Origin of the sequence: Xanthobacter tagetidis (assembly GCF_003667445.1) — a bacterium.
In the GTDB taxonomy this organism is placed as follows: Bacteria; Pseudomonadota; Alphaproteobacteria; order Rhizobiales; family Xanthobacteraceae; genus Xanthobacter; species Xanthobacter tagetidis.
In genome coordinates this window covers 12,431-36,480 of sequence record NZ_RCTF01000020.1, presented here as the reverse complement: position 1 = coordinate 36,480, position 24,050 = coordinate 12,431, and the positions used below count along the sequence as shown (strand labels likewise).

The following is a 24,050-nucleotide window of genomic DNA, read 5'->3' as shown; positions in this document are numbered from 1 at the left end:
CTAGGCCAATTGTGCGGAAGCGAAAGACTTTGTGCATCGCATCTTCATCCCGCGGTGGGATGGTCGGCCAGCGTCCAGGCCGCGCCGCACTCGAACATCGCGAACGCGGCGACCGAGAAGTCCTCCACGGCGCGCAAGCCCTCGGGAGAGAGCGCGAAGCCGGGGCCGCCGGAAAGCGGCACGCCGTCCTCGACGATACCGGCCCGGACCACCAATCCGGCCGCCTCCGCATCGCGCAGGATCTGCAGCGTGTGGGTGCGCGACAGGGAAAACCGCCGGCCAAGCTCGGTGGCGGTGGGCGCGCGGCCGCCCAGTGCGGCGGCGGACAGCAGCGCGAACAGCACGAGCATGCCGCCGTCGCGCTCGCAATAGGGCGCGACGGCGGGAGCGTGGTCGAGCACGCGGTAGCCTGCCCGATAGATGGCGCCGAAGCGCACCGCGAGCTGGGAGAGAAAGCCGGGTTCTTCCAGGCGTTCGAGAACGCCGTCGGCCGAGCCGCCCAGTTCGCGCAGGGCCGAGTACTGGACCCGCCAGCGCATCAGGAACAGCTGGCGCATGCGTTCGGTGGGAGCCAGCGGCCGTTCGCGCCGGTCGCCGCGCCCGACCACGGGCTCCAGATAGCCGCCCCACCGCATCAGCGCGAGCAGCGCCTTGGCGCGACCGCGGCTGCACAGGCCGGTCTCCTGGCAGAGCGCCGCCATGCGTGCCGCCGTCAACCCCGTGCCGATGGCGTCGGAGGTGGCGTCCAGATACAGCACGAAAAACCCGAACGCGGTGCGGCCTCGGTCATTGAGGACGCGGTTCAGGAGCGGATTGCGGTCATGGACGCTGATGATGCCGTCCGCGGCAACCAGCATGGCCTGACGCAGGCGCGGATTGGCTCGGATCTTCGCCCTGGCTTCCTCGCCGGTCCCGGCAAGCCAGAACGCGACTTCATCGTGATGCGCGATAGGCGGCGGGGCAAGAAGCGCCCCACCCGTGAAAGGGGACATACGGCTCGGTCCGGTGCACGGGGCTGGTCGCGGCGGCGTTCCGCCAGCGGACGGCGGCAGAATAGCCACATCATACCGCAATCGAAAAGCGAAATTCGCTTTTGGTTGCGGCGATGCTGCCGGAGAACCCCTGGTATTATTCGGTGGAGCATGCGGCTTTCCGCCCCCCGTGCCGTCCGCTCCGCGCCCGCTCCGCCTTGCGGTGCGGACCCGATAGCGGCTATTTCGGTTGCCTCCTTCAGCCGCGCATGGTCATGCAACACGATCCCGATTCGCTCCTCGATTTGCTGGTGCGCCACCGGATCGCATCGCAGACGTTCGACCACCCGCCGTTGCACACAGTTGCGGAGTCCAAGGCGCTGCGCGGGGTCCTGCCCGGCGCCCAGACCAAGAACCTGTTCCTGCGCGACGGCAAGAAGTCCTATTTCCTGGTCAGCGTGGCCGAGGACGCACCGGTCAACCTGAAGGCGCTGCGCGATCCTCTGGGCGCGCGCGGCTCGCTCTCCTTCGCCTCGGCGGAGGCGCTCTACGAGATGCTCGGGGTTCTGCCGGGATCGGTGAGCCTGCTGGCGCTCGCCAATGACACGGCGCAGCTCGTGAACGTGGCCATCGACCGGACGCTGATGCGTGCCGATGCCATCGGCTGCCATCCGCTCACCAATACCCGCACCACCGTGCTCGCGCCCGAGGCGCTGAAGGCATTCCTGAAGCTGACGGGGCACCGGATGCAGGAGATCGACCTGCCTGCGCCGCGCGCCGATGGGCAGGCCTGAGCACGCACCGGCTCATGGCGCGCAGGGGCCGATCGCCGGCACTTCGGTGCCGGCCTCGGCCGCGATCGCCTTGAGGTCGAGATCGACCACCAGCGGAATGAACGTGCCGGACGGCTTGTCGCGCAGATAGGTGCTGAGCAGGATCGGCCCCTCCGGCAGCGCGGACGCGGCGCAGCTTTTCATGCCGACCGAGAGCGTGCCGCGCACCCGGCCGCCGCCCGACGCCTCGCGTGCCTTGAGCGCGCGCACCTCGTCCCGCGCCGCCTCGAGCCGGCGCCGGCCGTCCTCCGAGAGGCGGAACACGGTGAGGCGGAAGCCCGGCTTCTCGTCCGCCTTCATGGCGGCGCGCACGGCGGCATCCCCGTCCTCATCGAGCTGCGCCGACACGGTGGTCTTGCGACTCTCCGATCCGGCGAGCCAGAAGGACATGGTCAAGGTGGCGCCGCCCGGCTCGGGGCGCAGCGCGCCCGGCGCGCGCACCGCCGCCCGGAGGACGGATAGATCCATGGTCACCGGATCGAGGCTCGCAAGCCGGGGCAGGCTGGTGAGCGGCACGTGGGAACAGCCGGCGGTGAGAAGCACGGTGGCGACGAGTGAGGACAGGGTGCGGAGGAGCGACATGGGATATCTCATCGAGGGTTGATTATTTATTGTTTTATGATAATTTCTTCCTGCGTCAAGGAAAGGTTCCCGCATGTCGCATGCACTCTCAGACCCCCGCCTCGCCCGCCTCCGGCACCGCGGGCGGCTGCTGTCCGCCGTCACCCTGTTCATCCTCCTCGCGCTGGTCGGCGGCGGCCTCGGCATCTGGCTCCGACCGGCCTGGATCGAGGCCATCGTCGTGCCGCGTGTAGGGATCTCGGGCTATCCGGTGACGCTGGACGGCCTGAGCATGACGCTGGGCTTCCTGATCGCGGCGGTGCCGCTCGCCGTCCTCGCATACGGACTCAACGAGGTGCGCCTGATCTTCCGCGACTTTGGGAACGGTGAGACCGTGACCGGGACCCTCGCCACCCGTCTGGAGCGGTTCGGCGCGGCGGTGGCGCTTCAGGCGCTGCTGAATCCGCTGGTCTCGACCTTGCTCGGCGTCGTGCTGACGCTGGGCAATCCCCCCGGCCAGCGGGTCCTCGCCATCAGCCTGTCGAGCCACGACGTGGTATCGGTGCTCGTGGGGATGCTGGTGATCGGCGTCGGCGCGGTGATGCGCGAGGCGGCGCGCATCGCGCGCGAGAACGAAGGCTTCATCTGAGCCGGACGGAAAGGGCGGGAAGCCTCATGCCCATCGTGGTCAATCTCGACGTGATGCTGGCACGCCGGAAGATGCGCTCGCGCGAACTCGCCGAGCGCATCGGCATCACCGAGCAGAACGTCTCGCTGCTGAAGTCCGGCAAGGTGCGCGGCGTGCGCTTCGACACGCTCGCGCGCATCTGCGCGGCGCTCGGCTGCCAGCCGGGCGACATCCTGGAATACGTGCCGGGAGAGGAGGCGACAGCCGACGAAGACGAGCGCGGCGCGGCGGACTGATCCGCCGCAGCCACGGCCGCGAACAGGGGCGGCTCAGTTCCCGCCGTCGAGCAGGCGGCGGGCGATCACCTGGGCCTGGATCTCGGCCGCGCCCTCGAAGATGTTGAGGATGCGGGCGTCGCACAGGATGCGCGAGACCGGATATTCCAGCGCGAAGCCGTTGCCGCCGTGGATCTGCAGCGCGTTGTCCGCCGCCGCCCAGGCGACGCGGGCGCCGAGCAGCTTAGCCATGCCGGCCTCCAGGTCGGTGCGGCGGCCCTCGTCCTTCGCGCGGGCGGCGAAATAGGTGATCTGGCGGGCAATCATGGTCTCCACCGCCATCATCACGATCTTGTCGGCGACGCGGGGGAAGGCGATGAGCGGCTTGCCGAACTGGACGCGCTCCTCGGCATATTTCAGGCCCACCTCCATGGCCGCCTGGGCCACGCCCACGGCGCGGGCGGCGGTCTGGATGCGGGCGCTCTCGAAGGTGGTCATGAGCTGCTTGAAGCCCTGCCCCTCCTCGCCGCCGAGCAGGTTCTTGGCCGGCACGGCGAAGCCGTCGAAGCCGATCTCGTATTCCTTCATGCCGCGATAGCCGAGCACCTCGATCTCGCCGCCGGTCATGCCCTCGGCCGGGAACGGATTCTCGTCCGAGCCGCGCGGCTTCTCGGCGAGCAGGATGGAAAGGCCCTTGTAGCCGGGCTCCGCCGGATTGGTGCGCACCAAGAGGGTCATGATGTCGGCGCGGACCGGATGGGTGATCCAGGTCTTGTTGCCGTTGACCTTGTAGACGTCACCTTCCTTCACCGCGCGGGTGCGCAGCGAGGCGAGGTCCGAGCCGGTGTTGGGCTCGGTGAACACCGCCGTGGGCAGGATTTCGCCCGAGGCAATCTTGGGCAGGAAGTGGCCCTTCTGCTCATCCGTGCCGCCGGCGAGGATCAGCTCCGCCGCGATCTCCGAGCGGGTGCCGAGCGAGCCGACGCCGATATAGCCGCGCGACAATTCCTCGGTCACGACGCACATGGCCTCCTTGGGAAGGCCGAGGCCGCCGAACTCCTCGGGGATGGTGAGGCCGAACACGCCCATTTCCGAGAGCTGGGAGATGATCTCAAGCGGGATGTAGTCGTTCTTCAGGTGCCAGTCGTGGGCGTGGGGGGCGACCTCCGCCTCCACGAAGCGGTGCATCTCGGTGCGCATCGCCTCCATGGTCTCGTCGAGGCCCGCCTCGCCGATGGTGCCCGTGGGATGGGCGCCGCGGATGATGTCGGCGAGCGCGGCGCGGCTCGCGGCCGTATTGCCCTTGGCGATCAGCGCCGCGATGGCGGGGTCGGTGCGCAGCGCCTCCAGCGTCTCGTCGGAGACGTAGAGATCGGCGAGACGCACCGTCTCGCCCTGGCTCATGGGAATGCCGCCGAGGATCTGGGCGACGTACTCGCCGAGGCCGATCTGCACGATCAGCTTCTCGGTGGCGCCGAACTTGCCCATTTCGGTGAGGCGGTCGGCGTAATGGACCAGCTCGCGTACCGAGAAGACGTAGGTCGCGAGCCAGGCGAGACCGTGGGTGGCGCGCTGCTCGGCCTCCAGCAGCGCCGGGGAGAGCCGGCCCCCCTCGCCCACCCGCGCCCGCACCGCCGAGGTCGCTTCCGCCAGCAACTTCTCCAGGCGGTCCGTGGCCGCGCGGCCGAGGGCCACCGCGTCGAGGGGAGCGGCGTCCGGGGAACGGAGGGCGGCGCTGGCGGACATGGACGGGTCTCTCCATAATTGTGCAACGCGGGATAGCGTATCCTTGCTCCCGGAACCGTTCCAAATCAACGCCTGTTTCGTGGCCTCAGTCGTCGGCGCCCGTCACTTCGTCGAGGCGGGCGGCAAGGTCCTCCAGGTTCTCCTCCACATGGGTGCAGGCCGAGACCGCGGCGAACAGCGCGGCGAGGGTCTCGCCGCTCGCGGCGTCGAGCGCACCTTCGGCATTGAGGCGCTCGGCCTCCGCCTCCAGCGCCGCCACCGCGGAGCGGGCGGCAGCCACAGTCGCGCCGAAGTCGCCGAGGTCGCCGCCGTCCAGCCGGGCGGCGAGCGCCTCCATGTGGGCCCGCAGGGTCGTGACGGCGGCGTCGAGGTGGGGCGCCATGCGCGAGGCCAGCGGCTCGGCCAAGGGCCGGTCGGCGCCACGCAGCAGGATGATGACGGAATGCCACAGCCGCCGGCAGGTGCGCACCACGGGCGCCGGATCGGCATGGCTGGCGAGCCGGCCCACCCGTTCGGCACGGGCATCGGCGACCCGCGCGTCCGCCGCCCGGAGCGCCTTGCGCGCACCGGCATTGAGCCGGTCGAGGGCCGCCGGGTCGAGCCCGCGGCCGAGCAGGCCGTCGCGCCCGAGTTCCAGCAGGCGGGCGGACAGGCGCAGCGCCGTGGCGCAATGGGGGAACAGGCTGACCAGCGCCCGCTCCGGCAGGATCAGGATCGCGCAGGCGACCCCGACCACCCCGCCGATGGTGATCTCCATCACCCGGTGGAGGCCCGAGAGCAGCGGCTCGGCATGGGTCGGGTCGGACAGCAGCACGATGCCGACCGTCACCGGCGCCAGCTTGAAACTCGCATAGCGCGCCGCCAGCGTGCTGGTGAGCAGGACGCCGATGGCGAGGGCGAGGAAGGTGAGAGGCACCGAAGGCCCGACGAGATCGGCCGCCGCAACGCCGATCACGCCGCCGACGACCGTCCCCAGCGCCCTGTCCAGAGCCACGGACAGGCTGGCGCCGATGGTGGACTGGACCACCAGGATGGCGGTGAGCACCGCCCAGTAGCCGTTGGGCAGCGCCAGACCGTAGGCAAGCCCGTAGGCGGCGACGGCGGCGATGGTGGCGCGCAGCCCGAGCTTCAGGTGCTTCCAGCCGACGAGGCCGCCGACCCAGCCGGGCAGCCGGGACGGCGGCGGGGCGGCGGGGCCGCCGGGGTCCGGCGATGGGGTCGATGCGGACATGGATGCTTCCGTGCCGGACCGATCCGATCGATCCGCCCGCCTGTCTCCTCCAATCTAAGGGAGAATGCCGCCGGATGGCGATGCCGCCCGGGCCGGTGGCCGCGCGCCCCGCGCCGCCGCAGGGCGGTCCTGCGCCGGGCGCGCTTGTCGGCGGGCGGACGCCGCAGGACACTGCGCCAGACATGGCTGGCGGAGGCGCGCATGCCCGGGGCATCCCTTGATTTCTTCTACGAGTTCGGCTCGCCCTATTCGTATCTCTCGGCGATGCGCATCGCCGCTCTGGCGGAGCGCGCCGGCGTCCAAGTGCGCTGGCGTCCGTTCCTGCTGGGTCCGATCTTCCGGGCGCAGGGCTATGAGGATTCACCCTTCAACACGATGCCGCTGAAGCGCGCGCACATGTGGAGCGACCTCGACCGTCTGGTGCGGATCGCCGGCCTGCCTGCGGTGACGCGGCCGGAGCCTTTTCCGGCCAATGGGCTGCTGGCGGCCCGGGTGGCGGTGTGGCTCGACGACGCCTCGCGGCCGGCATTCTCGCGCGCGATCTACGTGGCGGAGTTCGTCGAGGGGCGGGACATCGGTGCCCGCGAGACCGTGCGCCAGGTGCTGGCGGGGCTCGGCCACTTCTGCGACGACATCCTTGCCGAGGCCGAGGCGCCGGCCAACAAGGAAAAGCTGCGCGGCGAGACCGAGGCGGCGCAGCGGCTCGGTCTGTTCGGCGCGCCGAGCTTCGTCACCCGCGACGGGGAGCTGTTCTGGGGCAATGACCGCCTGGACATGGCGCTCGACCACGCGCGCGCCATCGGCTGAGGCGGACGGCTGAGGCGGACGATCACGCCCCCGCGCCGGTGCGGCGCGGGGAGATGCGTTCAGCGCGGCGGCGGCGCGAAGCCGCCCGAGGACGCCGGCGCCGCTGACGACGGCGGCGGGGCGAAGCCGCCGGACGACGAGGTGTTTGAGGTCGGTCCGGACGGCGGCGGGCCGAACACGTCATCCTTCGGCGCGCCGGGATCGCCCGCGGGCGCCGCCGCCGGCGTGGCAGCGGGCTTTGGCTTCGCCGCGGCGCTGGGCGCCGGGGCCGCCGGCCTCGGGGACGACGACGACGAGGCGGACGGGCGCGGCTGCGCGGAGCGCGCGGGACGGATCTTCGGCTCGCCCTGCGGGTCGTAGCCCACATAGATCACGTAGCGCTCGATCTCGTCCGGCTTCACCAGCGGGAAGGTCAATTGATCCTCGACCACGGCGAATGTGGAACTGACCTGTCCCTGGGGAATTTCCAGCGGCAGGACGAAGAACTTGGTGGCGACGGTCTTGGGGTTCGGGCCTTCCTGGACGACGGCGATGCGGATCGGCACCTCCAGGGCACCCGCGGTGCCCTTCTCGCCCACCAGCACGCGGCCCTCGATGCCCACCTTCACCGCCATGTTGGCGCCGGAGATGGAGCATTCCCGCGCCAGTTGGCCGATGGTCCCCTGGTAGCGCAGTCCGCCCTCGCGCGCCTGGACCTGCCAGGTGGAGGCGCCGGTACGGACCGTCACCTTCGGGCATTCGTACTCGATGGCGTTGGGGCCTGAACCCACGGTGAGCGAACCGGGCGTGCTGGACACGCCGGCGCTGGCGCCAGCGACGCCCACGTCCTGCGCGCCGAAGGCGCCGTCGAGCCCCTCACCGGCCCCGCATCCGGCGAGCGCGAGAGCAAGCGCCGCGATCGCCGCCGGCGCGGCGAAGGCCGCGCGGGCGGAGCCCCGCCTGCGCACCTGCCCGATCCCGCGCATCCGCACGGCGTCCGTTCCAAGGGCCATTCCCGCTCAACTCCAAAGCTTTGCCTCGCCCCGTGGGGTTATAGCAAGAAGCGCGCGCGGGTCGAAACACCTTTGGCCGGAAGGTGCCATCGCACGGCACGAAACCGCCGTCATGGTTATCGGCTCAGCCGCCGGAAAGGCCCGCCGGGCGGCCGACCACCACCACCAGCGCCTTGCGGGCGTCCGTAAGCCGCTGCGCCACGCGCTTCATGTCGGCGACCGTGACCTGCTCGATCAGCGCATTGCGCTTATCGATATAGTCGATGCCGAGATCGTCGAGCTGGATCTGGAGCAACTGCCCCGCCACCTTCGAGGAGGTGTCGAAGCGCAAAGCGTAGCTGCCCACAAGATAGCTCTTGGCTTCCTTCAGCTCCTCTTCCGTCGGCCCCTCGTCGAGGATGCGCCGGAACTCGCTCTGGATGATGGAGATGGATTCGCCCGCGCGCTCGTTCTTGGTGGCGGTGCCGGCGAACCAGAGGCCCACATGGTTGAGCGCCACCTGGTAGGAATAGACCGAATAGGCCAGCCCGCGCGCCTCGCGCACCTCCTTGAACAGGCGCGACGAGAACGCGCTGCCGCCGAGGATGTGGTTGAGCACGTAGGCGGCCATGAAGTCCGGGTCGGGACGCTCCAGGCCCACCGTTCCCATCACGATCACCGATTGCGGCACGTCGAGGGAAATGACGTCGGTGGTGCCGAGGCCCTTGGGCGTCACGTCCGTCACCGGGACGAGGTCGGCCTTGGCCGGCAGGGCACCGAACACCGCGTCGAGCCGGCGGCCCAGCTCCTCGGCGGAGATGTCGCCCACCACCGCCACCCTCAGGTTAGAGCGGGCGAGCGTGCGGGCCGCGAACGCCTTCAGGTCGGCCCGGGTCAAAGGCGGCAGGCTTTCGAGCGTGCCGTCCACCGGCCGGCCATAAGCGTGGCCCGGAAAGGCGAGCGCGAACCAGCGCTCGTTGGCGATGGAGTTGGGATCGGTGGAGCGGCGCCGCAGCACCGCCATCTGCGCCTCGCGCACCCGGTTGATGGCCTCGTCGTCGAAGCGCGGCGCCGTCACGGCGAGGCGCAGCAGGTCAAAGGCCTTGTCCTTGTTCTCGGAGAGCGTGCGCAGCGAGCCGCGGGTCTCGTCGCGGCCGGCGTCGAAACGCAATTCCACGGCGGCGTCGGCGAGGGCGCTCTGGAACGCCTGGGCGTCGAGGTCGCCGGCCCCTTCGTCGAGCAGAGCGGCCGTGAGGTTGGCGAGACCCGGCGCCTTCGGCCCGTCCTGGGCCGCGCCGCCGAGGAAGGCGAACTCCACGGCGATCAGCGGCAGGGTGGTGTCATGGACCAGCCAGGCCTTGATGCCGCCGGGGCTCGTGACCTCGGTGATGCGGCTCGACTGGGACTGCGCCGCGCTGGCGGACAGGAGGGAAAGGGCCATCGTCACCATCATCATCGGCAGGAAGGGGGCGCCAAGGCGCATCGCCGCAAGGCGGGCGAAGGCTCTCACGAGCGGTCGTCCTTCTTGGCCGGCGCCGGCTTCAGGTAACCGGTGACCGCGCGATCGAGAACCAGATAACGCCGCGCCGCCTGCTTCACGTCGTCCGCCGTGACCGACTTCACCCGCGCCGGCCACTCGCGCACGTCGTCCGCGCTCTGGCCCGTGGCCCACGCCGCGCCGTAGATCCGCGCCATGGTGGCCTGGTTGTCCTGGGAATAGATGGCGTCGGCGGTGAGCTGAGTCTTGGCGCGGGCCAGCTCCAGGTCGTCGACCCCCTTCTCGGCGAGCTCGGCCAGGACCGCGTCGAGGGCGGTCTCCAGCTCATCCAGGCTCACGCCGGGCCGCGGCGTCGCCGAGACGGCGAAGCGGGTCGGGTCAAAGGACGTGCCCTGGTACCAGCCGCCAGCGCCGGCCGCGAGGCCCTTCTCCACCACGAGCTTGCGGTAGAGGCGGCCGGTCTGGTCGCCGCCCAGGATCTGGGAGAGCACCTCCAGCGCCTCCGCCTCGCGCGGCGCGGCCGTGCGGTAGGAGGGCACGAGATAGGAGCGCGACAGGCTCGGCTGGGCGACGCGGGCGTCGGCCAGCGAGACCCGGCGATGGGCCTGCGGCTCCGGCTCCTGCGGGCGCTCGCGCGGCGGCGTGTCGGCGCGCTTCACCGTGCCGTAGGTCTTCTCGGCGAGCGCGCGCACCTCCTCGGGCGTCACGTCGCCGGCCACAACCAGCAGCGCGTTGTTGGGGGCGTAGAAGCGCCGGTAGAAGGCCAGCGCGTCCTCGCGGTTGAGCTTCTTGATCTCGTGCTCCCAGCCGATGATCGGGTGCTGGTAGGGATGGTTGACGTAGCTCGCCGCCTGCATCGCCTCGGAGAGGCGGGCGCCGGGCTGGCTGTCGGTGCGCATGCGGCGCTCCTCCAGAACCACGTCGCGCTCGGGCAGAACCACCTCGTCGGAAAGCTTGAGGCCGGTCATGCGGTCGGCCTCGAACTCCATCACCTTTTCCAGATGCTGCTTGGCGACGCGCTGGAAATAGGCGGTGTAGTCGGTGGAGGTGAAGGCATTCTCCTGGCCGCCGAGGCGCGCCACGGTATCGGAGAAGGCGCCCTGGGGGTGCTTCTCCGTGCCCTTGAACATCAGGTGCTCAAGAAAGTGGGCGATGCCCGACTTTCCCGGCTGCTCGTCCGCCGATCCCACCTTGTACCAGACCATGTGGGTGACGACCGGCGTGCGGTGGTCCGGGATCACCATAACCTCCAGCCCGTTGTCGAGACGGAACTGCGTGACCTTGGGACCGGCAGCATCGGCGAGGCGGGGCGCGGCGACAGCGGCGCCGACGGCAAGAATGGCGACCATGGCAATGCGGCTCATCAACACGTTGTGAATCTCTCAGGCATGCCGACGCGGCCGGCCACGGGGGTGCGGGACCGGGCTCGCGCGCGGGACCGGGAGCGGTATAGCGCCTCGCGCTCCCACCCGCCGGTCAATTGTTCTGGAGGTCGAAGAAGTTGGGAATCTTGAAGGCTTCCTGCTTCTTCTCCACCACGCCATAGGGCGCGTTGGGGGCCGGCGTCTGGTAGCCGGCCGGCGGCTGCACCAGGCTCTCGCGCTCTGGTTCGCCGTTGAAGGTGATCGGCTTGTCCTTCCACGGATCGTGGCTGCCGATGCCGGCCCAGCTCTTGAAGCCAAGCTCGCTGGGCATGATCTCGTCGCGCTTCGTCCCGGTCGAGACGGGCTCGTTGTTCGCGTAGGTGGGCGCCGTCTTGCGGCGGCCCTTGTTGAGCTCGGACGGCAGCAGAGGCTGGCCGGGATCGTCACGCACGATCGGCGCCTTGGAGGCGGCCGACCGCGCCTTCTGACGCGCGAGGTCCGGATCCTTGGGCCAATTGGGGTTGGCGGCCGCGGTGCTGCTCGTGGGCGGCGGCAGGCTGTCGGGCGTGGTCGGCGGAACCACCAGCGGCGCGCGCTCGCGATAGTCGATATCGGGCTTTTCCTCTTCCTCGGTCAGCCCGAGCATCTGCATGGTGTTCTTGAGGAAGTCGGATTCGAAGCCTTGCGCCGCGGCGGGAGCGGGCGCCAGTCCCATGCCGGCGGCGAACACGAACGCCGCGAACGCCGAAGCGCCGGCAGACGGCAGAAGGCCGTGGCGCGCCGCCTTCAGGGCGGCATCCAGAATTGATGGCGTGCTCACGCGCATGGTTCGTTCCTCTACGGCTCGCGCTCCCGGTCTGCGTCCGGCCGTTCCCGCCGGGTCCGAGCGCGCTCATCGGACCTTTCGCGCCCGCTATGGTGCGGCCGAGGGCGGCGAATTTGAGGCGCGACTAAAGACGGTATCGTACAGGAGCAGGCCGACGCCCACAACGACGGCCACGTCGGCAAGGTTAAACACATACCAGCGGTAGCCGAAGGCGTGCAGCGACACGAAGTCGAACACCGCCCCGTAGACCACCCGGTCCACCGCATTGCCGATGGCCCCGCCGATCAGAAGGCCGAGGGCGATCGCATCGAGCCGCCGGTGGGTGCGCGACAGCCACACCGCGAACAGCAGCGCCGCCGCGACCTTCACCGCCACGAGCACCCAGCGGCCCTCCTCCCCCTGCGGAAACAGGCCGTAGCTGATGCCGTAGTTCCAGAGCGCCACGAAATCCAGGAACGGCGTGATGCGGTAAAGCTGCACGCTCCAGTCCAGCGACCAATGGAGCACGGCGGTCTTGCTCGCCTGATCGGCGACCAGAACCAGGACGGCGACCAGCAGGCCGAGACGCAGGTGGCGGCCGGCCCCTCGGGCCTGGGGGGCGGCGGGAGGCACGGCCATCTACTGCGCCGCCTCGCGGGCCGCCGCGAACTCCCTGAGCGCCGCCGCGTCGCGCGGCGTCACGTCGGGGAATTCGGAGTCCGTGCCGACAAGCGGCGAGATCTTCCAGGAGCGGGCGCACTTCCTGCCCTGCGCGAGCGCCGGCTCGACCGCCACGCCGGGCACCTCGGCGAGGCGGAACGCGTCCTGCGGTCCCTCGTCCTTCAGCAAAGTGGCGTCGGAGGTGATGCAGATCTCCGCGAGGTCGAGCCCGTCCAGCGCCGCGGCGAGGGCGGGGTCGGCCACGTGCACGCGCGGCGCCGCCTCCAGCGAGGAGCCGATGCGCTTTCCCGCGCGCTCCACCTCCAGCGCCCCCAGCACAACCCGCCGCACCAGGCGGGCGCGGCGCCACTGATCGGCCAGCGCCTCGTCGCGCCAGTCCGCCGGGGTGGCGGGGAAGGACTTGAGATGGATCGAGCCCTCCTCATCGCCGGTGCGGGCGAGATAGGCCTCCTCGCAGGTGAAGCACAGGATCGGCGCGAGCCAGGCGACCACGCGGTTGAACACCTCGTCCAGCACGGTGAGGCAGGCGCGGCGCGTCACCGACGAGAGCGGATCGCAATAGAGCGCATCCTTGCGCACGTCGAAATAGAAAGCGCTGAGCTCAATGTTCATGAACTGGGTGAGCAGCGCATGCACCTTCTTGTAGTCGAAGGCCGCATAGGCCGCGCGCACCTCGCCGTCGAGCTCCGCCAGCCGGTGCAGGATGAAGCGCTCCAGCGAGGGCATGTCGGCGAACGCCACCCGCTCCGCGGGGCGGTAATGGTGCAGCGAGCCGAGCAGCCAGCGGATGGTGTTGCGCAGCTTGCGATAGGTGTCGGCGGTGGTCTTGAGGATTTCCGGGCCGATCCTGAGGTCGTCCGAATAGTCGGAGGCGCACACCCACAGCCGCAGGATGTCGGCGCCGGACTGCTTGATGACCTCCTGCGGCGCGACCACGTTGCCGAGCGACTTCGACATCTTGCGCCCGTCCTCGTCGAGCACGAAGCCATGGGTCAGCACCACGTCGTAAGGCGGGCGCCCGCGCGTGCCGCAGCTTTCCAGCAGCGAGGAATGGAACCAGCCGCGGTGCTGGTCCGAGCCTTCGAGATACATCACCCGGTCGCGGCCCTGCGGCGGGCGCGCGGCCTTGAGGTCGGCGCGCACCTCCAGGGTGAAGGCGTGGGTGGACCCTGAGTCGAACCACACGTCGAGCACGTCGTCGACCTTCTGCCAGCCTTCGCCGGCGCGCGCGCCGAGGAAGCGCGCACGGGAACCCTCGCGGAACCAGGCGTCCGCTCCTTCCGCCTCGAAGGCGGCGGCGATGCGGGCATTGACCTCGGGATCCTTCAGGATTTCGACGGAGCCGTCGCCGTTGTCCTTGATGAACACGGCGATGGGCACGCCCCAGGCGCGCTGGCGCGAGACCACCCAGTCGGGCCGGCTCTCGATCATGCCGGTGATGCGGTTCTCGCCCGCCGCCGGCACCCACTCCACCGCCTTGATGCCGGCGAGCGCCAGCCCGCGCAGGGTGTGGGGGGCGTTGCTGCCGGGCGCCGCAGCGCCGGTGGGCGCCGGCAGCGCGAAATCCTGGTCCATGGCGATGAACCATTGCGGCGTATTGCGGAAGATCACCGGCTTCTTGGAGCGCCAGGAATGGGGATACTGGTGCTTCACCCGCCCGCGGGCCAAGAGGTTGCCGGCCTTGACGAGCGCCTCGATGACGGCGCCGTTGGCATCGCCCTTCTCGCCCTTCTCGGTGATGACGCGCCGGCCCTCGAAGCCGGGGGCCTGGGCGGTATAGAACGAGTCCTCGTCCACCGTGTAGGGGATCGCCGGGCTGATGCCGCGCTCGATCAGCCACTGGCGATGGTTCACCCAGGCCTCGAAGTCCTCCCGGCCGTGGCCCGGCGCGGTGTGGACGAAGCCGGTGCCGGCATCATCGGTGACGTGGTCGCTCTCGATGAGGGGGACCTTGAAGTCGTAGCCGCCGAGGTCAAGGGCGGCGAGGGGGTGGCGAGTCTCCATATACTTCAGAACAAAATCCGGAACATCGAACCTACGCGCGAACGCAGTCACCCGAGCTTGCTTGAAGACTTCATCTGCAAGCTTGTCCGCGAGGACGAATTTATCTCCGGGCTTCGCCCAATTATCCTCTGGCGCCTCAGTAACTTCAAACAGGCCATAGGCAATCTTCGGAGAAAACGAGATAGCCCTATTTCCAGGCATGGTCCACGGCGTGGTGGTCCAGATGACAATCGATGCGCCACGCAATGCGTCCCAAAGGCTTGGGTCAATCTGTCGGATCTCTTCCTTCAGATAGAAGGCCACCGGAAACTTCACCCACACCGTGTCGCTGGTGAAATCCTGATACTCCACCTCGGCCTCGGCCAAAGCGGTCTTCTCCACCACCGACCACATCACCGGCTTGGAGCCGCGATAGAGCAGGTCGTTCTGCGCGAACTTCATGATCTCGCGGGCGATCTGGGCTTCCGCCATGTAGGCCATGGTGGAATAGGGGTGGTCCCAGTCGCCTTCCACGCCCAGGCGCTTGAACTCCTCGCGCTGCACGGAAAGCCAGTGCTCGGCATAGGCGCGGCATTCCTGGCGGAACGCCACCATGGCGGCGGCGTCCGTGAAGTCGGGCTTGGCCTTGCCCTTCTTGCGGTAGTTCTCCTCCTCGATCTTCCACTCGATGGGAAGGCCGTGGCAGTCCCAGCCGGGCACGTAGTTCGAGTCGAAGCCCAGCATCTGCTGGGACCGCGTCACCACGTCCTTCAGGATCTTGTTGAGCGCGTGGCCGATATGGATGTTGCCGTTGGCGTAAGGCGGGCCGTCATGCAGCACGAAGCGGTCGCGGCCGCGGCCTTCCTCGCGCAGGCGGTTGTAGAGGTCGAGCCGCTTCCAGCGCTGAAGCAGCTCCGGCTCCTTCTGCGGCAGGCCGCCGCGCATGGGGAAGTCGGTCTGCGGCAGCAGCAGGGTCTTGGAATAGTCGGTGGCGGTCGTCTCGGTCGCAGTCTTGTCGGTCATGGGGTCGGGCCGCTCGGCGAAAAGGGGGGCATGAGGATGAGGCGGGTCTGCCCGGCGGCCCCGCGCGCGCTCAGGCGCGCCGGCGGGGGGCCGGGCCGATAATTCGCCGCGTTACGGCTATGCGCCGCCTGTTCATCCCGAAAGCCATGGCGGGCTTCTAGCAGGCGCCCGGGGCGCGGGAAAGAGCGGCCCTCTGGTGCGGGGCCTGTCGCGCGCGAAACACGCGGAGCGGAAAAACAGCGCCGCAGCAACGTTGACGCTTGTGCGCCGCCCACCGCAGCGCTCATGTCATGCATCCGTTCTGCCGGCGCGACCCAATGAATCTTCTGCGCATCTACGCCCGTACCATCTCCCTCCTCGGGCCGCAGGCCAAAGTGGGGGCGGTGCTGCTGATCTCGAACCTGCTGCTCGCCATGGCGCAGTTCGCCGAGCCGATCCTGTTCGGGCGGATCGTCGAGGCGCTGTCCGGCGCGCAGGCGGCGGGGCGCGTGCCGACCTTCCACGACCTCGTGCCGCTGCTCGCGGCCTGGGTCGGCTTCGGCCTGTTCAACATCGGCGCCGGCGTGCTGATCTCGCTCCATGCCGACCGGCTGTCGCACCGGCGCCGGCTGGGCGTGCTGGCGCAATATTTCGAGCACGTGCTCCAATTGCCCATGAGCTATCACGGCGAGACCCATTCCGGACGCCTGCTCAAGGTGATGCTGGAGGGCGTCGACGCGCTGTGGGGCCTGTGGCTTTCCTTCTTCCGCGACGACTGCGCCGCCATCGCCTCGCTGATCGTGCTGGTGCCGGTGGGCATCTACATCAACTGGCGGCTCGGGCTGGTGCTGATCGTGCTGATGGTGGTGTTCGGCATCGTCACCGCGTTCGTGATCCGCCGCACCGAGGCCATGCAGCGCGACGTGGAGGCCTACAATTCCGACCTCGCCGAGCGCACTTCCGACGCGCTGGGCAACGTCGCGGTGATCCAGAGCTACACCCGAATCGAGGCCGAGGTGTCCGGCATGAAGGACACCGTGAACCGGGTGCTGGCGATCCAGATCCCGGTGCTGTCCTGGTGGGCCATGGTCTCCATGGCCACCAAGGCGGCGACCACGCTCACCATCCTGGCGATCCTTTTGATCGGCACCTGGCTCTACACCAAGGGGCTCGCCGGCATCGGCGACATCGTCACCTACGTGGCGTTCGCCAACATGCTGATCGCCCGGCTCGACCACACGGTGAGCTTTTTCAACCAGTTGATGATGTCCGGGCCGCGCCTCGCCCAGTTCTTCGACGTGCTCGACACGGTCGGGGCGGTGCGCGAGCGGCCCGGCGCGAAGGAACTCGGCAAGGACGCGCCGATCGCGGGCGATGTCGCGTTCGACGACGTCTCCTTCTCCTATGACGGCAAGCGGCCGGCGCTGGAGGACGTGTCGTTCCACGCGGCGCCGGGCCAGACCTTCGCGCTCGTCGGCACCACGGGGGCGGGCAAGTCCACGGCGCTGGCGCTGCTGCACCGGGTGTTCGACCCGCAGTCCGGCGCCGTGCGCGTCGACGGCACCGACATCCGCGACGTGACGCTCGCCTCGCTCCGACGCGCCATCGGCGTGGTGTTCCAGGAGCCGCTGCTGTTCAACCGGACCATCGAGGAGAACCTCAGGGTCGGCAGGCCGGACGCCACCGAGGCCGAGCTGCGCGAGGCGCTCGCCCGCGCCCAGGCGCTGGAGCTGGTGGAGCGCAACCCCATGGGGCTGAAGGCGGTGGTGGGCGAGCGCGGGCGCGCGCTCTCCGGCGGCGAGCGCCAGCGCCTGTCCATAGCCCGCGCGCTGCTCAAGAACCCGCCGATCCTGATCCTCGACGAGGCGACCAGCGCGCTCGACGCCGCCACCGAGCAGAAGGTGCAGGCCGCGCTCGACGCGGTGATGAAGGGCCGCACCACCTTCGTCATCGCCCACCGGCTCGCCACCGTGCGCAATGCCGACCGCATCCTGGTGTTCGAGCGCGGGCAGGTGGTGGAGGCCGGCACATTCGACGAGCTGGTGGCCCTGGACGGCCGCTTCGCGGCGCTGGCCCGCGCCCAGTTCATGGCCCAGGCGAAGGCGGAAGCCGACAGCGCGGCGAAGGCCGCGCGCGACGGCGGCGCCGGCATCTAGGGCCGCTCGGCTGCTGCCGGCGCGATCCGCGGACCGGCAGCGCCTCTGTCCGAAGGATCCGCCGCCTGCGCCCAGGCGCTTCCACGTCCGCCCGCCGGCAATGATCGGCAGCGCCCCGCCGACCCAGGCGCGGCGAAGCCGCAGCGCGTGACGCGAGGCCGCGCCCGCTCCCATCGCACCGCCATCGATCCACTCCGCCGCCGCGAAGGTCCTGCGAGGTGGCGCGTTTAAATTTGTTAGATTGTTGACATTCTCAAAGTCATCCATACGATCGCCTCCCAGACCGCGCAAAGCGGCGAGAAAACTAGGGAGGGTTCATATGCTGGCGGCTTCGCTTGCAGTGAACGGCGTCGTCCTGGGGTCCGTGCTGCTCATGTGCAGCCTCGGTTTGACCCTGATCTACGGCGTCGGTCGCATCGTGAATTTCGCGCACGGGGCGCTGTTCAGCCTGGGTGCCATGGCGGGCGTCTGGCTTTCCGGAGCGGGGCTGCCGTTCTGGCTCACGCTCATCCTCGCCCCGCTCGGCGTCGGGCTCGTCGGCGTGGTGCTCGACTGGGCGATCCTGGCGCGCATCCGCCACCGGCCGATGGTGGACAGCCTTCTCCTGACCTTCGGCCTCGCGCTTCTCATCACCGGCGTGCTCTACGAGCTGGGCGGGCGCAACGTGCAGATCCTGCCGGTGCCGTCGCAGCTGGAAGGCATCGTCTCGGTCGGCGGCCTCACCCTCCCGATCTACCGCATCTTCGTCTCGCTGCTGGCGGTGGCGCTTACGGCGGCGCTGCTTCTGTTCCTGCGCAACTCCACCTGGGGGCTCCGGGTGCGGGCCGCCAATGACGACCCGGAGATGGGCGCCTGCCTCGGCATCGACCGCGGCCGCCTGATGCACTCGGTGGTCGGCATCAGTGCGGCCCTTGCCGCCGCCGCCGGGGTGGCCGGGGCGCCGATCTTCACCGCGTTCGCCACCGTCGGCGACAAGATCCTGATCCTCGCTTTCATGACCGTGATCCTCGGCGGCCTCGGCAGCCTGCGCGGGGCGGTGGTCGCGGCCTATGCGGTCGGCCTCATCATCGTGTTCGGCGAGGGCTATTTCGGCGGCCAGCTCGCCCTCATGGCGCTGTTCCTGCTGGTCATGGCCATGCTCATCAAGTGGCCGCGCGGCTTCTTCGGAGAGGGGAGGACGGAATGAGCGACCTTGCTGCCAACCCCGCCCTCGAACGCCGCGCCTCCGGCCGCGGCCTGCTCATCGCCGGCGCCGCGCTGGTGGCGGTGGCGGGCGCCCTCGTGCCCTTCTGGACCACAGGCGCGCCCTTCCTCCTGATGCTGGCCTCGCAGGCGGTGATCGCCGCGATCCTGGCGCTGAGCCTGGATCTGCTCACCGGCAATACCGGCCTGCTCTCCTTCGGCCATGCCGCCTGGTTCGGCTTCGGCGCCTATGTCGCCGGCCTCCTCGCCAAGCTGGTGACGCCGGAGATGCTGATCGTGGTGCCCACCACCGTGATCGCCGCCTGCCTGGTGGCCGCCGTCACGGGCGCGGTGCTGGTGCGGCAGATCGGCAAGACCTTCGCGATCCTTACCCTGGCACTGAGCCAGATCATGTTTGCGCTGGTGTTCGTCGCCTCGGACATCACCGGCGGCGAGGATGGGCTCCAGGGCGTGCCGGTCATGACCGTGCTCGGCCAGCCCGTGGTTCAGGCGCAGACCTGGTACTGGCTGCTCTACGGCGTGCTGCTCGCGGCGCTCGCGGCCAGCCTCCATATCCGCCGCTCGCCGCTCGGTCGGGCCTGGCTGTCGATCCGGGAGAACGCCGAGCGGGCGCGCTTCATCGGCATCGACGTCAACGGCCTGAAGCTGCTCGCCTTCGTGATGTCGGCCGGGCTCGGCGCCCTGGCCGGGGCGCTGCTGGCGCTGTTCAACGGCGCGGCCTCGCCGGACCTGCTCTCCTGGTTCGAATCCGGCAAGATCCTGATGTTCGTCGTCCTTGGCGGCGTCGGCACGCTGGTCGGCCCGGTTCTGGGCGGCATCGTCTTCACCTTCGCCGAGCACTACGTCAGCAGCCTCACCAGCGCCTGGCTGATCTATTTCGGCGGCCTGTTCATCCTGATCGTCATCGTCGCCCCCGGCGGCATCTTCGGTGTGCTCGGCCACGCTTGGCGGCGCATGCAGGGCCAGGGGAGATGAGCGCCATGATCCTCAAGGTCGAAGGCCTGTCCAAGAGCTTCGGCGGGCTGAAGGCGGTCAACGACGCCCGCTTCGCGGTGGCCGAGGCGAGCATCCACTCCATTATCGGGCCGAACGGCGCCGGCAAGACCACGTTGTTCAACCTGATCACCGGCGCCATCCCGCCGGATTCGGGCACGGCGACGTTCGACAATGTCGACATCACCCGCTGGACGCCGGACCGGCTGGCGCGCGCGGGCCTCGCCCGCACCTTCCAGCGCACCAGCATCTTCAAAGAGCTGCCGGTGGACGAGAACGTCGCTCTGGCGATCCGCGCGCGGGAGGGCATCAGTCGCGCCGTCTGGCAGAGCCGGGGCGACGCGCAGATGGTGGCCGCCGAAGCGCGCGACATCCTCGCCCGCGTCGGCCTCGACAGCCGCGCGAATGCGAAGGCGGGCGACCTCGCCCACGGCTTCCAGCGGGCGCTCGACATCGCCATCGGCCTCGCGCTGAAGCCGCGCCTCATCCTCATGGACGAGCCACTCGCCGGCATGTCGCGCGGCGACCGCGAGACGGTCGCCAGCCTCATCACCATGCTGCGCGACACGCTCGGCCTCACGGTGGTGGTGGTGGAGCACGACGTCGGCATGGTGATGCGCCTGTCCGACCGCATCACCGTGATGCAGCACGGCGCGGTCATCGCTGACGCGCCGCCTGACGAGATCCGCGACAACGCCGCGGTTCGCAGCGCCTACCTGCACGGGAGCTTCGCGGCATGACCGGCGCCATCACTTTCGAGAACCTCCACGCCTTCTACGGCCAGAGCGAAATCCTGCACGGCGTGAACATGCAGGTGGAGGCCGGCTCCGTCGCCTGTCTGCTCGGCCTCAACGGCATGGGCAAGACCACCACGCTGCGCGCCGCCATGGGACTCGTGGACCGTACCGAGGGTCGCATCCTCCTGGACGGCAAGGAGCTCGGCGGGCCGACCTTCCGGCGCTCGCAGATGGGCATCACTCTGGTGCCCGAGGACCGCAAGGTGTTCGCCAACCTCTCGGTGCGCGAGAACCTGGAGGTGGCGCGCGCCATGGCGCCGCGCGACGCCGCCTTCGACATCGCGGCGGCGGTGGAGATCTTCCCCCGTCTCGGCGAGCGGATGGAGCAGAAGGCCGGCACGCTTTCCGGCGGCGAGCAGCAGATGCTGGTGGTCGCACGGGCCATGCTGGTGAACCCCCGCTACATGATGCTGGACGAGCCCACCGAGGGCCTCGCGCCCACCTATGTGGAGGCGATCCGACAGTCCATCGAGGTCGCCCGGGGGCGCGGCATCGGCATCATCCTGGTGGAGCAGAGCCTGCCGCTGGCGCTCGCCGTGGGCGACCATTTCCACATCATGGAGAATGGCCAGATCGTGCGCTCCTTCACCCGTGCCGAGGCGCTCGCCGAGCCCGCGGCGATCGAACGCCTTCTGACGGTGAGCTGAGCCATGCCCGACATCCTCGCCCGCCGCGACGGCGGCATCCTCGTCCTGACGTTCGACAACGAGCCGCGGCGCAACGCCTTCACCCACGCCATGACCGAGAGGCTGGGCCGCCTTCTGGCGGAAGCGGAGGCGGACCCGGCGGTGCGCTGCGTGGTGCTGACCGGCGCGGGGACCCGCGCCTTCTCCAGCGGCCACGACCTCAACGAGCTCCTGGACGACCGCGACCACGCCGCCGACGAGGCGCTGAACGCGCCCTTCACCGCGCCGGCGCGCATGGCGACGCCCACCATCGCGGCGGTGAACGGCGTCGCCCATGCGGGCGGCCTTATCCTGGCGCTGTCGTGCGACATCCGCATCTGTGCCGAGAACGCGGACTTCGCCGCACCCGGCGCCCGGCTCGGCCTCCTGCCGATCGGCGGGCAGGTCAGCCGCCTGCCGGCGCTGATGCCCATCGGCTTTGCCTTCGAGATGCTCGCCACCGGCCGGCGCGTGGGAGCCGCGGAGGCGCTGCGGGTCGGCTTCGTCAACCACCTCACCGCCCCGGGCGGCGCGCTTGAGAAGGCGATGGAGCTGGCTCGCGCCATCGCCGCCAATTCCGCGGTGGTGGTGGCCGGCATCAAGAAAGGCCTCGACCTCTATGCCCGCGAGGGCGCCGACGCGGCGCGCAGCTTCGAATGGGCCGAGGGAGCGCGCCTCCAGAGCGGGCCGGACGCCGAGGAGGGCCTGCGCGCCTTCCTCGAAAAGCGCTCCCCCAATTTCCAATGATCGAGCGAAAGACCAGTCGATGAAGACGGAGATCGAATCCAAGACACTGCTCGCGCGCTACGGCATCGCCACCACGGCGCCGCGCCTCGCGACCTCGCCGGAGGCGGCGGTGGAGGCGGTCAAGGCCGTGGGCCGGCCGTGCGCGCTGAAGGTGGTCTCCTCGGACATCGTCCACAAGGTGGACGCCGGCGGCGTGCACCTCTCGGTGGAGGCGGACGGGGCCGCGGCGGCCTTCGCCTCGATCATGGCGGCCTGCCGGTCTTCGCACCCCGACGCCGACATCGACGGCGTGCTGGTGGAAGAGATGGTGCCGCCGGGCCTCGAAGTGTTCATCGGCGCCCGGCTCGACCGGGATTACGGCCCGGTGATCCTGGTCGGTCCCGGCGGGTCCGGCGTCGAGCAGCGCACGAAGCCCATCGCCGCCTTCGCGCCGGTGGACGAGCGCGCTGCGCTGGCGCTGGTGGACGCGGCCTTCCCCGGCCATTTCACCAATGGCGGCGCCGCCGGCCGCGAGAAGCTCGCGCGCTGCATCCTGGCGGTGGGCGGCGAGAGCGGCCTCATCATGCGCGAGCCGATCGGCGAGATCGACATCAACCCCATCATCGTCAACGGGGCGAGCGCGATCGCCGTGGACGCGGTGGCGGGCGAGGTGGAGGGCGCGGACGCCCACCTGCCGCGCACCGATGCCGAGGTCGCCGCGGCGATCGCCCGGCGCCGCGCGCGGCTCGGCGGCCTCGGGTCGCTGTTCGAGCCCAAGGCGATCGCCTTCGTCGGCGCCTCGGCCTCCAAGGACAAGCTCGGCTACCACCTCATCAATTCCCTGGTGGAGTTCGGCTTCACCGGCGACATCTATCCGGTCCACCCGACGGCGCTGGAGATCTGCGGCCTGAAGGCCTATCCCTCCGTCGCCGACATCCCCGGCACGGTGGACCGCGCCTATGTCGCGGTCGCCAGCCGGAACGTTCCCGACGTGCTCGCCCAGTGCCGCGCCAAGGGCGTCACGGTGGCCCAGGTGCTCACCGCCGGCTTCTCCGAATTCTCCAGCGACACCGGCGCGCTGGAGCAGGCGATGCTGGACCAGGTGGCCGATGGTCCCATGCGCATGGTGGGGCCGAACTGCATCGGCACCTTCTCCGCCAAGAGCCGCATGGCGGTGGGCGCGGCGCGCTACAATCCGGTGAACGAAGGCGGCATCACCTTCTTCTCCCAGAGCGGCACCTATGCCGGCGACGTGGTGCGGCGGGCGCAGGTGTGGGGCCTGCCGGTCGGCAAGGCGCTGTCCTGCGGCAACTGCGCCGACCTCGACATGGTCGATTTCCTGCTCTACGCGCAGGACGATCCGAACACCCGGATCGCCGCCTTCTACATCGAGTCCATGCGTGATCCCGGCCTGTTCTTCCGGATCGCCCAGACCATGACCAAGCCGGTGGTGATCCTGCGCGGTGCCGCGACCGCGCAGGGCCAGGTCGCCGCTTCCAGCCACACTGCCGCGCTCGCCACCGACCGGGTGCTCTGGGAGGCGGGGCTCGCCCAGTCCGGCGTGATCCAGGTCAGCGCCATGGACGACCTGATGGACACGCTGCTCGCGCTGCACGTCCACGGCCGCGGCCCCGGCAACCGGCTGGCCTTGTTCGGCTCCGGCGGCGGCGTCAGCGTGACCACCGCCGACGCGGCGGCCCGGGCGGGCCTGGTGATCCCGCAGCTCAGCGCCGAGACCGGCGCGGTGCTCAGCCGCTTCGGCATTCCCGGGACCAGCGTCGCCAATCCCATCGACATTCCCGTCTGGGGGCTGAAGGACGGCGAGCGCTACATCTTCGAGGAGATCATCAACGCCCTGAAGAGCGACCCGAGCATCGACCGCATCGTCGTGTTCGTGGAGGTCGGCTGGGTGCTCGACTTCATGCCGAGCGACGAGGCCGGCATCGCCGCGGTCGAGGCGATCTGCGCCTCCGTCGCCCGCGCGCGGCGCGACGGGCCGCCGATGTCCCTGGCGCTGCGCACCTCGGGCGACCGCCACCAGGACGATCTCGTGCGGGACCAGCGCGTGAAGCTGATGGACCAGGGGATTTCGGTGTATCCGACGACGTCGCGCGCCGTGCGGGCGCAGGCGCGGCTGGTCGGACCCTAGGAGGG

21 protein-coding genes are annotated in these 24,050 nt (G+C 69.8%); 11 read left to right on the top strand and 10 right to left on the bottom strand.

The annotated features are described in order from the left end of the window. Positions 1-44: 44 nt before the first annotated feature. The gene (locus D9R14_RS19225) at positions 45-992 is read right to left on the bottom strand and encodes a hypothetical protein (RefSeq protein WP_147453069.1); all 948 of its coding nucleotides are present in this window, start codon (positions 990-992) and stop codon (positions 45-47) included. Positions 993-1,240: 248 nt separating this feature from the next. On the opposite strand from D9R14_RS19225, the gene D9R14_RS19220 reads away from it, so the two are divergent. Further along, a complete protein-coding gene (locus D9R14_RS19220) occupies positions 1,241-1,765 on the top strand; it encodes a prolyl-tRNA synthetase associated domain-containing protein (protein WP_394096749.1) in 525 nt (174 codons plus the stop codon). Between the two features lie 12 nt (positions 1,766-1,777). On the opposite strand, the gene D9R14_RS19215 is transcribed toward D9R14_RS19220, so the two are convergent. Further along, entirely contained in the window at positions 1,778-2,386 is a 609-nt protein-coding gene (locus D9R14_RS19215) for a hypothetical protein (protein WP_121624973.1), read from the bottom strand. 73 nt (positions 2,387-2,459) lie between these two features. On the opposite strand from D9R14_RS19215, the gene D9R14_RS19210 reads away from it, so the two are divergent. Then, positions 2,460-3,014, top strand: a complete 555-nt coding sequence (locus tag D9R14_RS19210) for a DUF2975 domain-containing protein (RefSeq protein ID WP_121624972.1) — start codon at positions 2,460-2,462, stop codon at positions 3,012-3,014. Between the two features lie 26 nt (positions 3,015-3,040). Further along, positions 3,041-3,289, top strand: coding sequence for a helix-turn-helix domain-containing protein (locus D9R14_RS19205; protein ID WP_121624971.1), 249 nt, complete (start codon positions 3,041-3,043; stop codon positions 3,287-3,289). Between the two features lie 33 nt (positions 3,290-3,322). On the opposite strand, the gene D9R14_RS19200 is transcribed toward D9R14_RS19205, so the two are convergent. Together D9R14_RS19200 and D9R14_RS19195 are read right to left on the bottom strand one after the other, a co-directional pair. Next, complete coding sequence (locus D9R14_RS19200) at positions 3,323-5,014, bottom strand: acyl-CoA dehydrogenase family protein (protein ID WP_121624970.1); 1,692 nt, start codon at positions 5,012-5,014, stop codon at positions 3,323-3,325. Positions 5,015-5,099: 85 nt separating this feature from the next. Beyond that, positions 5,100-6,245, bottom strand: a complete 1,146-nt coding sequence (locus tag D9R14_RS19195) for an FUSC family protein (RefSeq protein ID WP_121624969.1) — start codon at positions 6,243-6,245, stop codon at positions 5,100-5,102. A gap of 201 nt (positions 6,246-6,446) precedes the next feature. Between D9R14_RS19195 and D9R14_RS19190 the strand changes: the two genes are divergently transcribed. Further along, a complete protein-coding gene (locus tag D9R14_RS19190) occupies positions 6,447-7,052 on the top strand; it encodes a 2-hydroxychromene-2-carboxylate isomerase (protein WP_121624968.1) in 606 nt (201 codons plus the stop codon). Between the two features lie 59 nt (positions 7,053-7,111). On the opposite strand, the gene D9R14_RS19185 is transcribed toward D9R14_RS19190, so the two are convergent. The 6 genes from D9R14_RS19185 to ileS all read right to left on the bottom strand — a co-directional run bounded on the left by D9R14_RS19185 (position 7,112) and on the right by ileS (position 15,377). Continuing rightward, on the bottom strand, positions 7,112-8,044 hold the full coding sequence (locus D9R14_RS19185) for a hypothetical protein (protein WP_121624967.1): 933 nt from the start codon (positions 8,042-8,044) through the stop codon (positions 7,112-7,114). 124 nt (positions 8,045-8,168) lie between these two features. After that, entirely contained in the window at positions 8,169-9,533 is a 1,365-nt protein-coding gene (locus D9R14_RS19180; RefSeq protein ID WP_245420897.1) for a M16 family metallopeptidase, read from the bottom strand. Continuing rightward, complete coding sequence (locus D9R14_RS19175) at positions 9,530-10,870, bottom strand: M16 family metallopeptidase (protein WP_245420896.1); 1,341 nt, start codon at positions 10,868-10,870, stop codon at positions 9,530-9,532. The genes D9R14_RS19180 and D9R14_RS19175 overlap by 4 nt, the downstream gene beginning before the upstream one ends. A gap of 127 nt (positions 10,871-10,997) precedes the next feature. Beyond that, a complete protein-coding gene (locus D9R14_RS19170) occupies positions 10,998-11,711 on the bottom strand; it encodes a hypothetical protein (protein ID WP_121624965.1) in 714 nt (237 codons plus the stop codon). An 87-nt stretch (positions 11,712-11,798) separates the two neighbouring features. Further along, positions 11,799-12,329, bottom strand: coding sequence for a signal peptidase II (gene lspA / locus D9R14_RS19165; RefSeq protein ID WP_121624964.1), 531 nt, complete (start codon positions 12,327-12,329; stop codon positions 11,799-11,801). Continuing rightward, positions 12,330-15,377 (bottom strand): isoleucine--tRNA ligase, encoded by a 3,048-nt coding sequence (gene ileS / locus D9R14_RS19160; RefSeq protein ID WP_121624963.1) that lies wholly within the window; start codon positions 15,375-15,377, stop codon positions 12,330-12,332. 317 nt (positions 15,378-15,694) lie between these two features. Here ileS and D9R14_RS19155 point away from each other — a divergent pair, with 317 nt between their 5' ends. The 7 genes from D9R14_RS19155 to D9R14_RS19125 all read left to right on the top strand — a co-directional run bounded on the left by D9R14_RS19155 (position 15,695) and on the right by D9R14_RS19125 (position 24,045). Next, entirely contained in the window at positions 15,695-17,512 is a 1,818-nt protein-coding gene (locus D9R14_RS19155) for a glucan ABC transporter ATP-binding protein/ permease (RefSeq protein WP_121624962.1), read from the top strand. Positions 17,513-17,831: 319 nt separating this feature from the next. Further along, a complete protein-coding gene (locus D9R14_RS19150; RefSeq protein ID WP_121624961.1) occupies positions 17,832-18,698 on the top strand; it encodes a branched-chain amino acid ABC transporter permease in 867 nt (288 codons plus the stop codon). Beyond that, complete coding sequence (locus D9R14_RS19145) at positions 18,695-19,690, top strand: branched-chain amino acid ABC transporter permease (protein ID WP_121624960.1); 996 nt, start codon at positions 18,695-18,697, stop codon at positions 19,688-19,690. The genes D9R14_RS19150 and D9R14_RS19145 overlap by 4 nt, the downstream gene beginning before the upstream one ends. A gap of 5 nt (positions 19,691-19,695) precedes the next feature. After that, a complete protein-coding gene (locus D9R14_RS19140) occupies positions 19,696-20,448 on the top strand; it encodes an ABC transporter ATP-binding protein (RefSeq protein ID WP_121624959.1) in 753 nt (250 codons plus the stop codon). Next, positions 20,445-21,152: an ABC transporter ATP-binding protein gene (locus tag D9R14_RS19135; RefSeq protein WP_121624958.1), complete on the top strand. Its 708-nt coding sequence runs from the start codon at positions 20,445-20,447 to the stop codon at positions 21,150-21,152. The genes D9R14_RS19140 and D9R14_RS19135 overlap by 4 nt, the downstream gene beginning before the upstream one ends. A 3-nt stretch (positions 21,153-21,155) precedes the next feature. After that, a complete protein-coding gene (locus tag D9R14_RS19130) occupies positions 21,156-21,917 on the top strand; it encodes an enoyl-CoA hydratase/isomerase family protein (RefSeq protein WP_121624957.1) in 762 nt (253 codons plus the stop codon). Continuing rightward, on the top strand, positions 21,907-24,045 hold the full coding sequence (locus tag D9R14_RS19125; RefSeq protein ID WP_281042025.1) for an acetate--CoA ligase family protein: 2,139 nt from the start codon (positions 21,907-21,909) through the stop codon (positions 24,043-24,045). The genes D9R14_RS19130 and D9R14_RS19125 overlap by 11 nt, the downstream gene beginning before the upstream one ends. Positions 24,046-24,050: the final 5 nt, after the last annotated feature.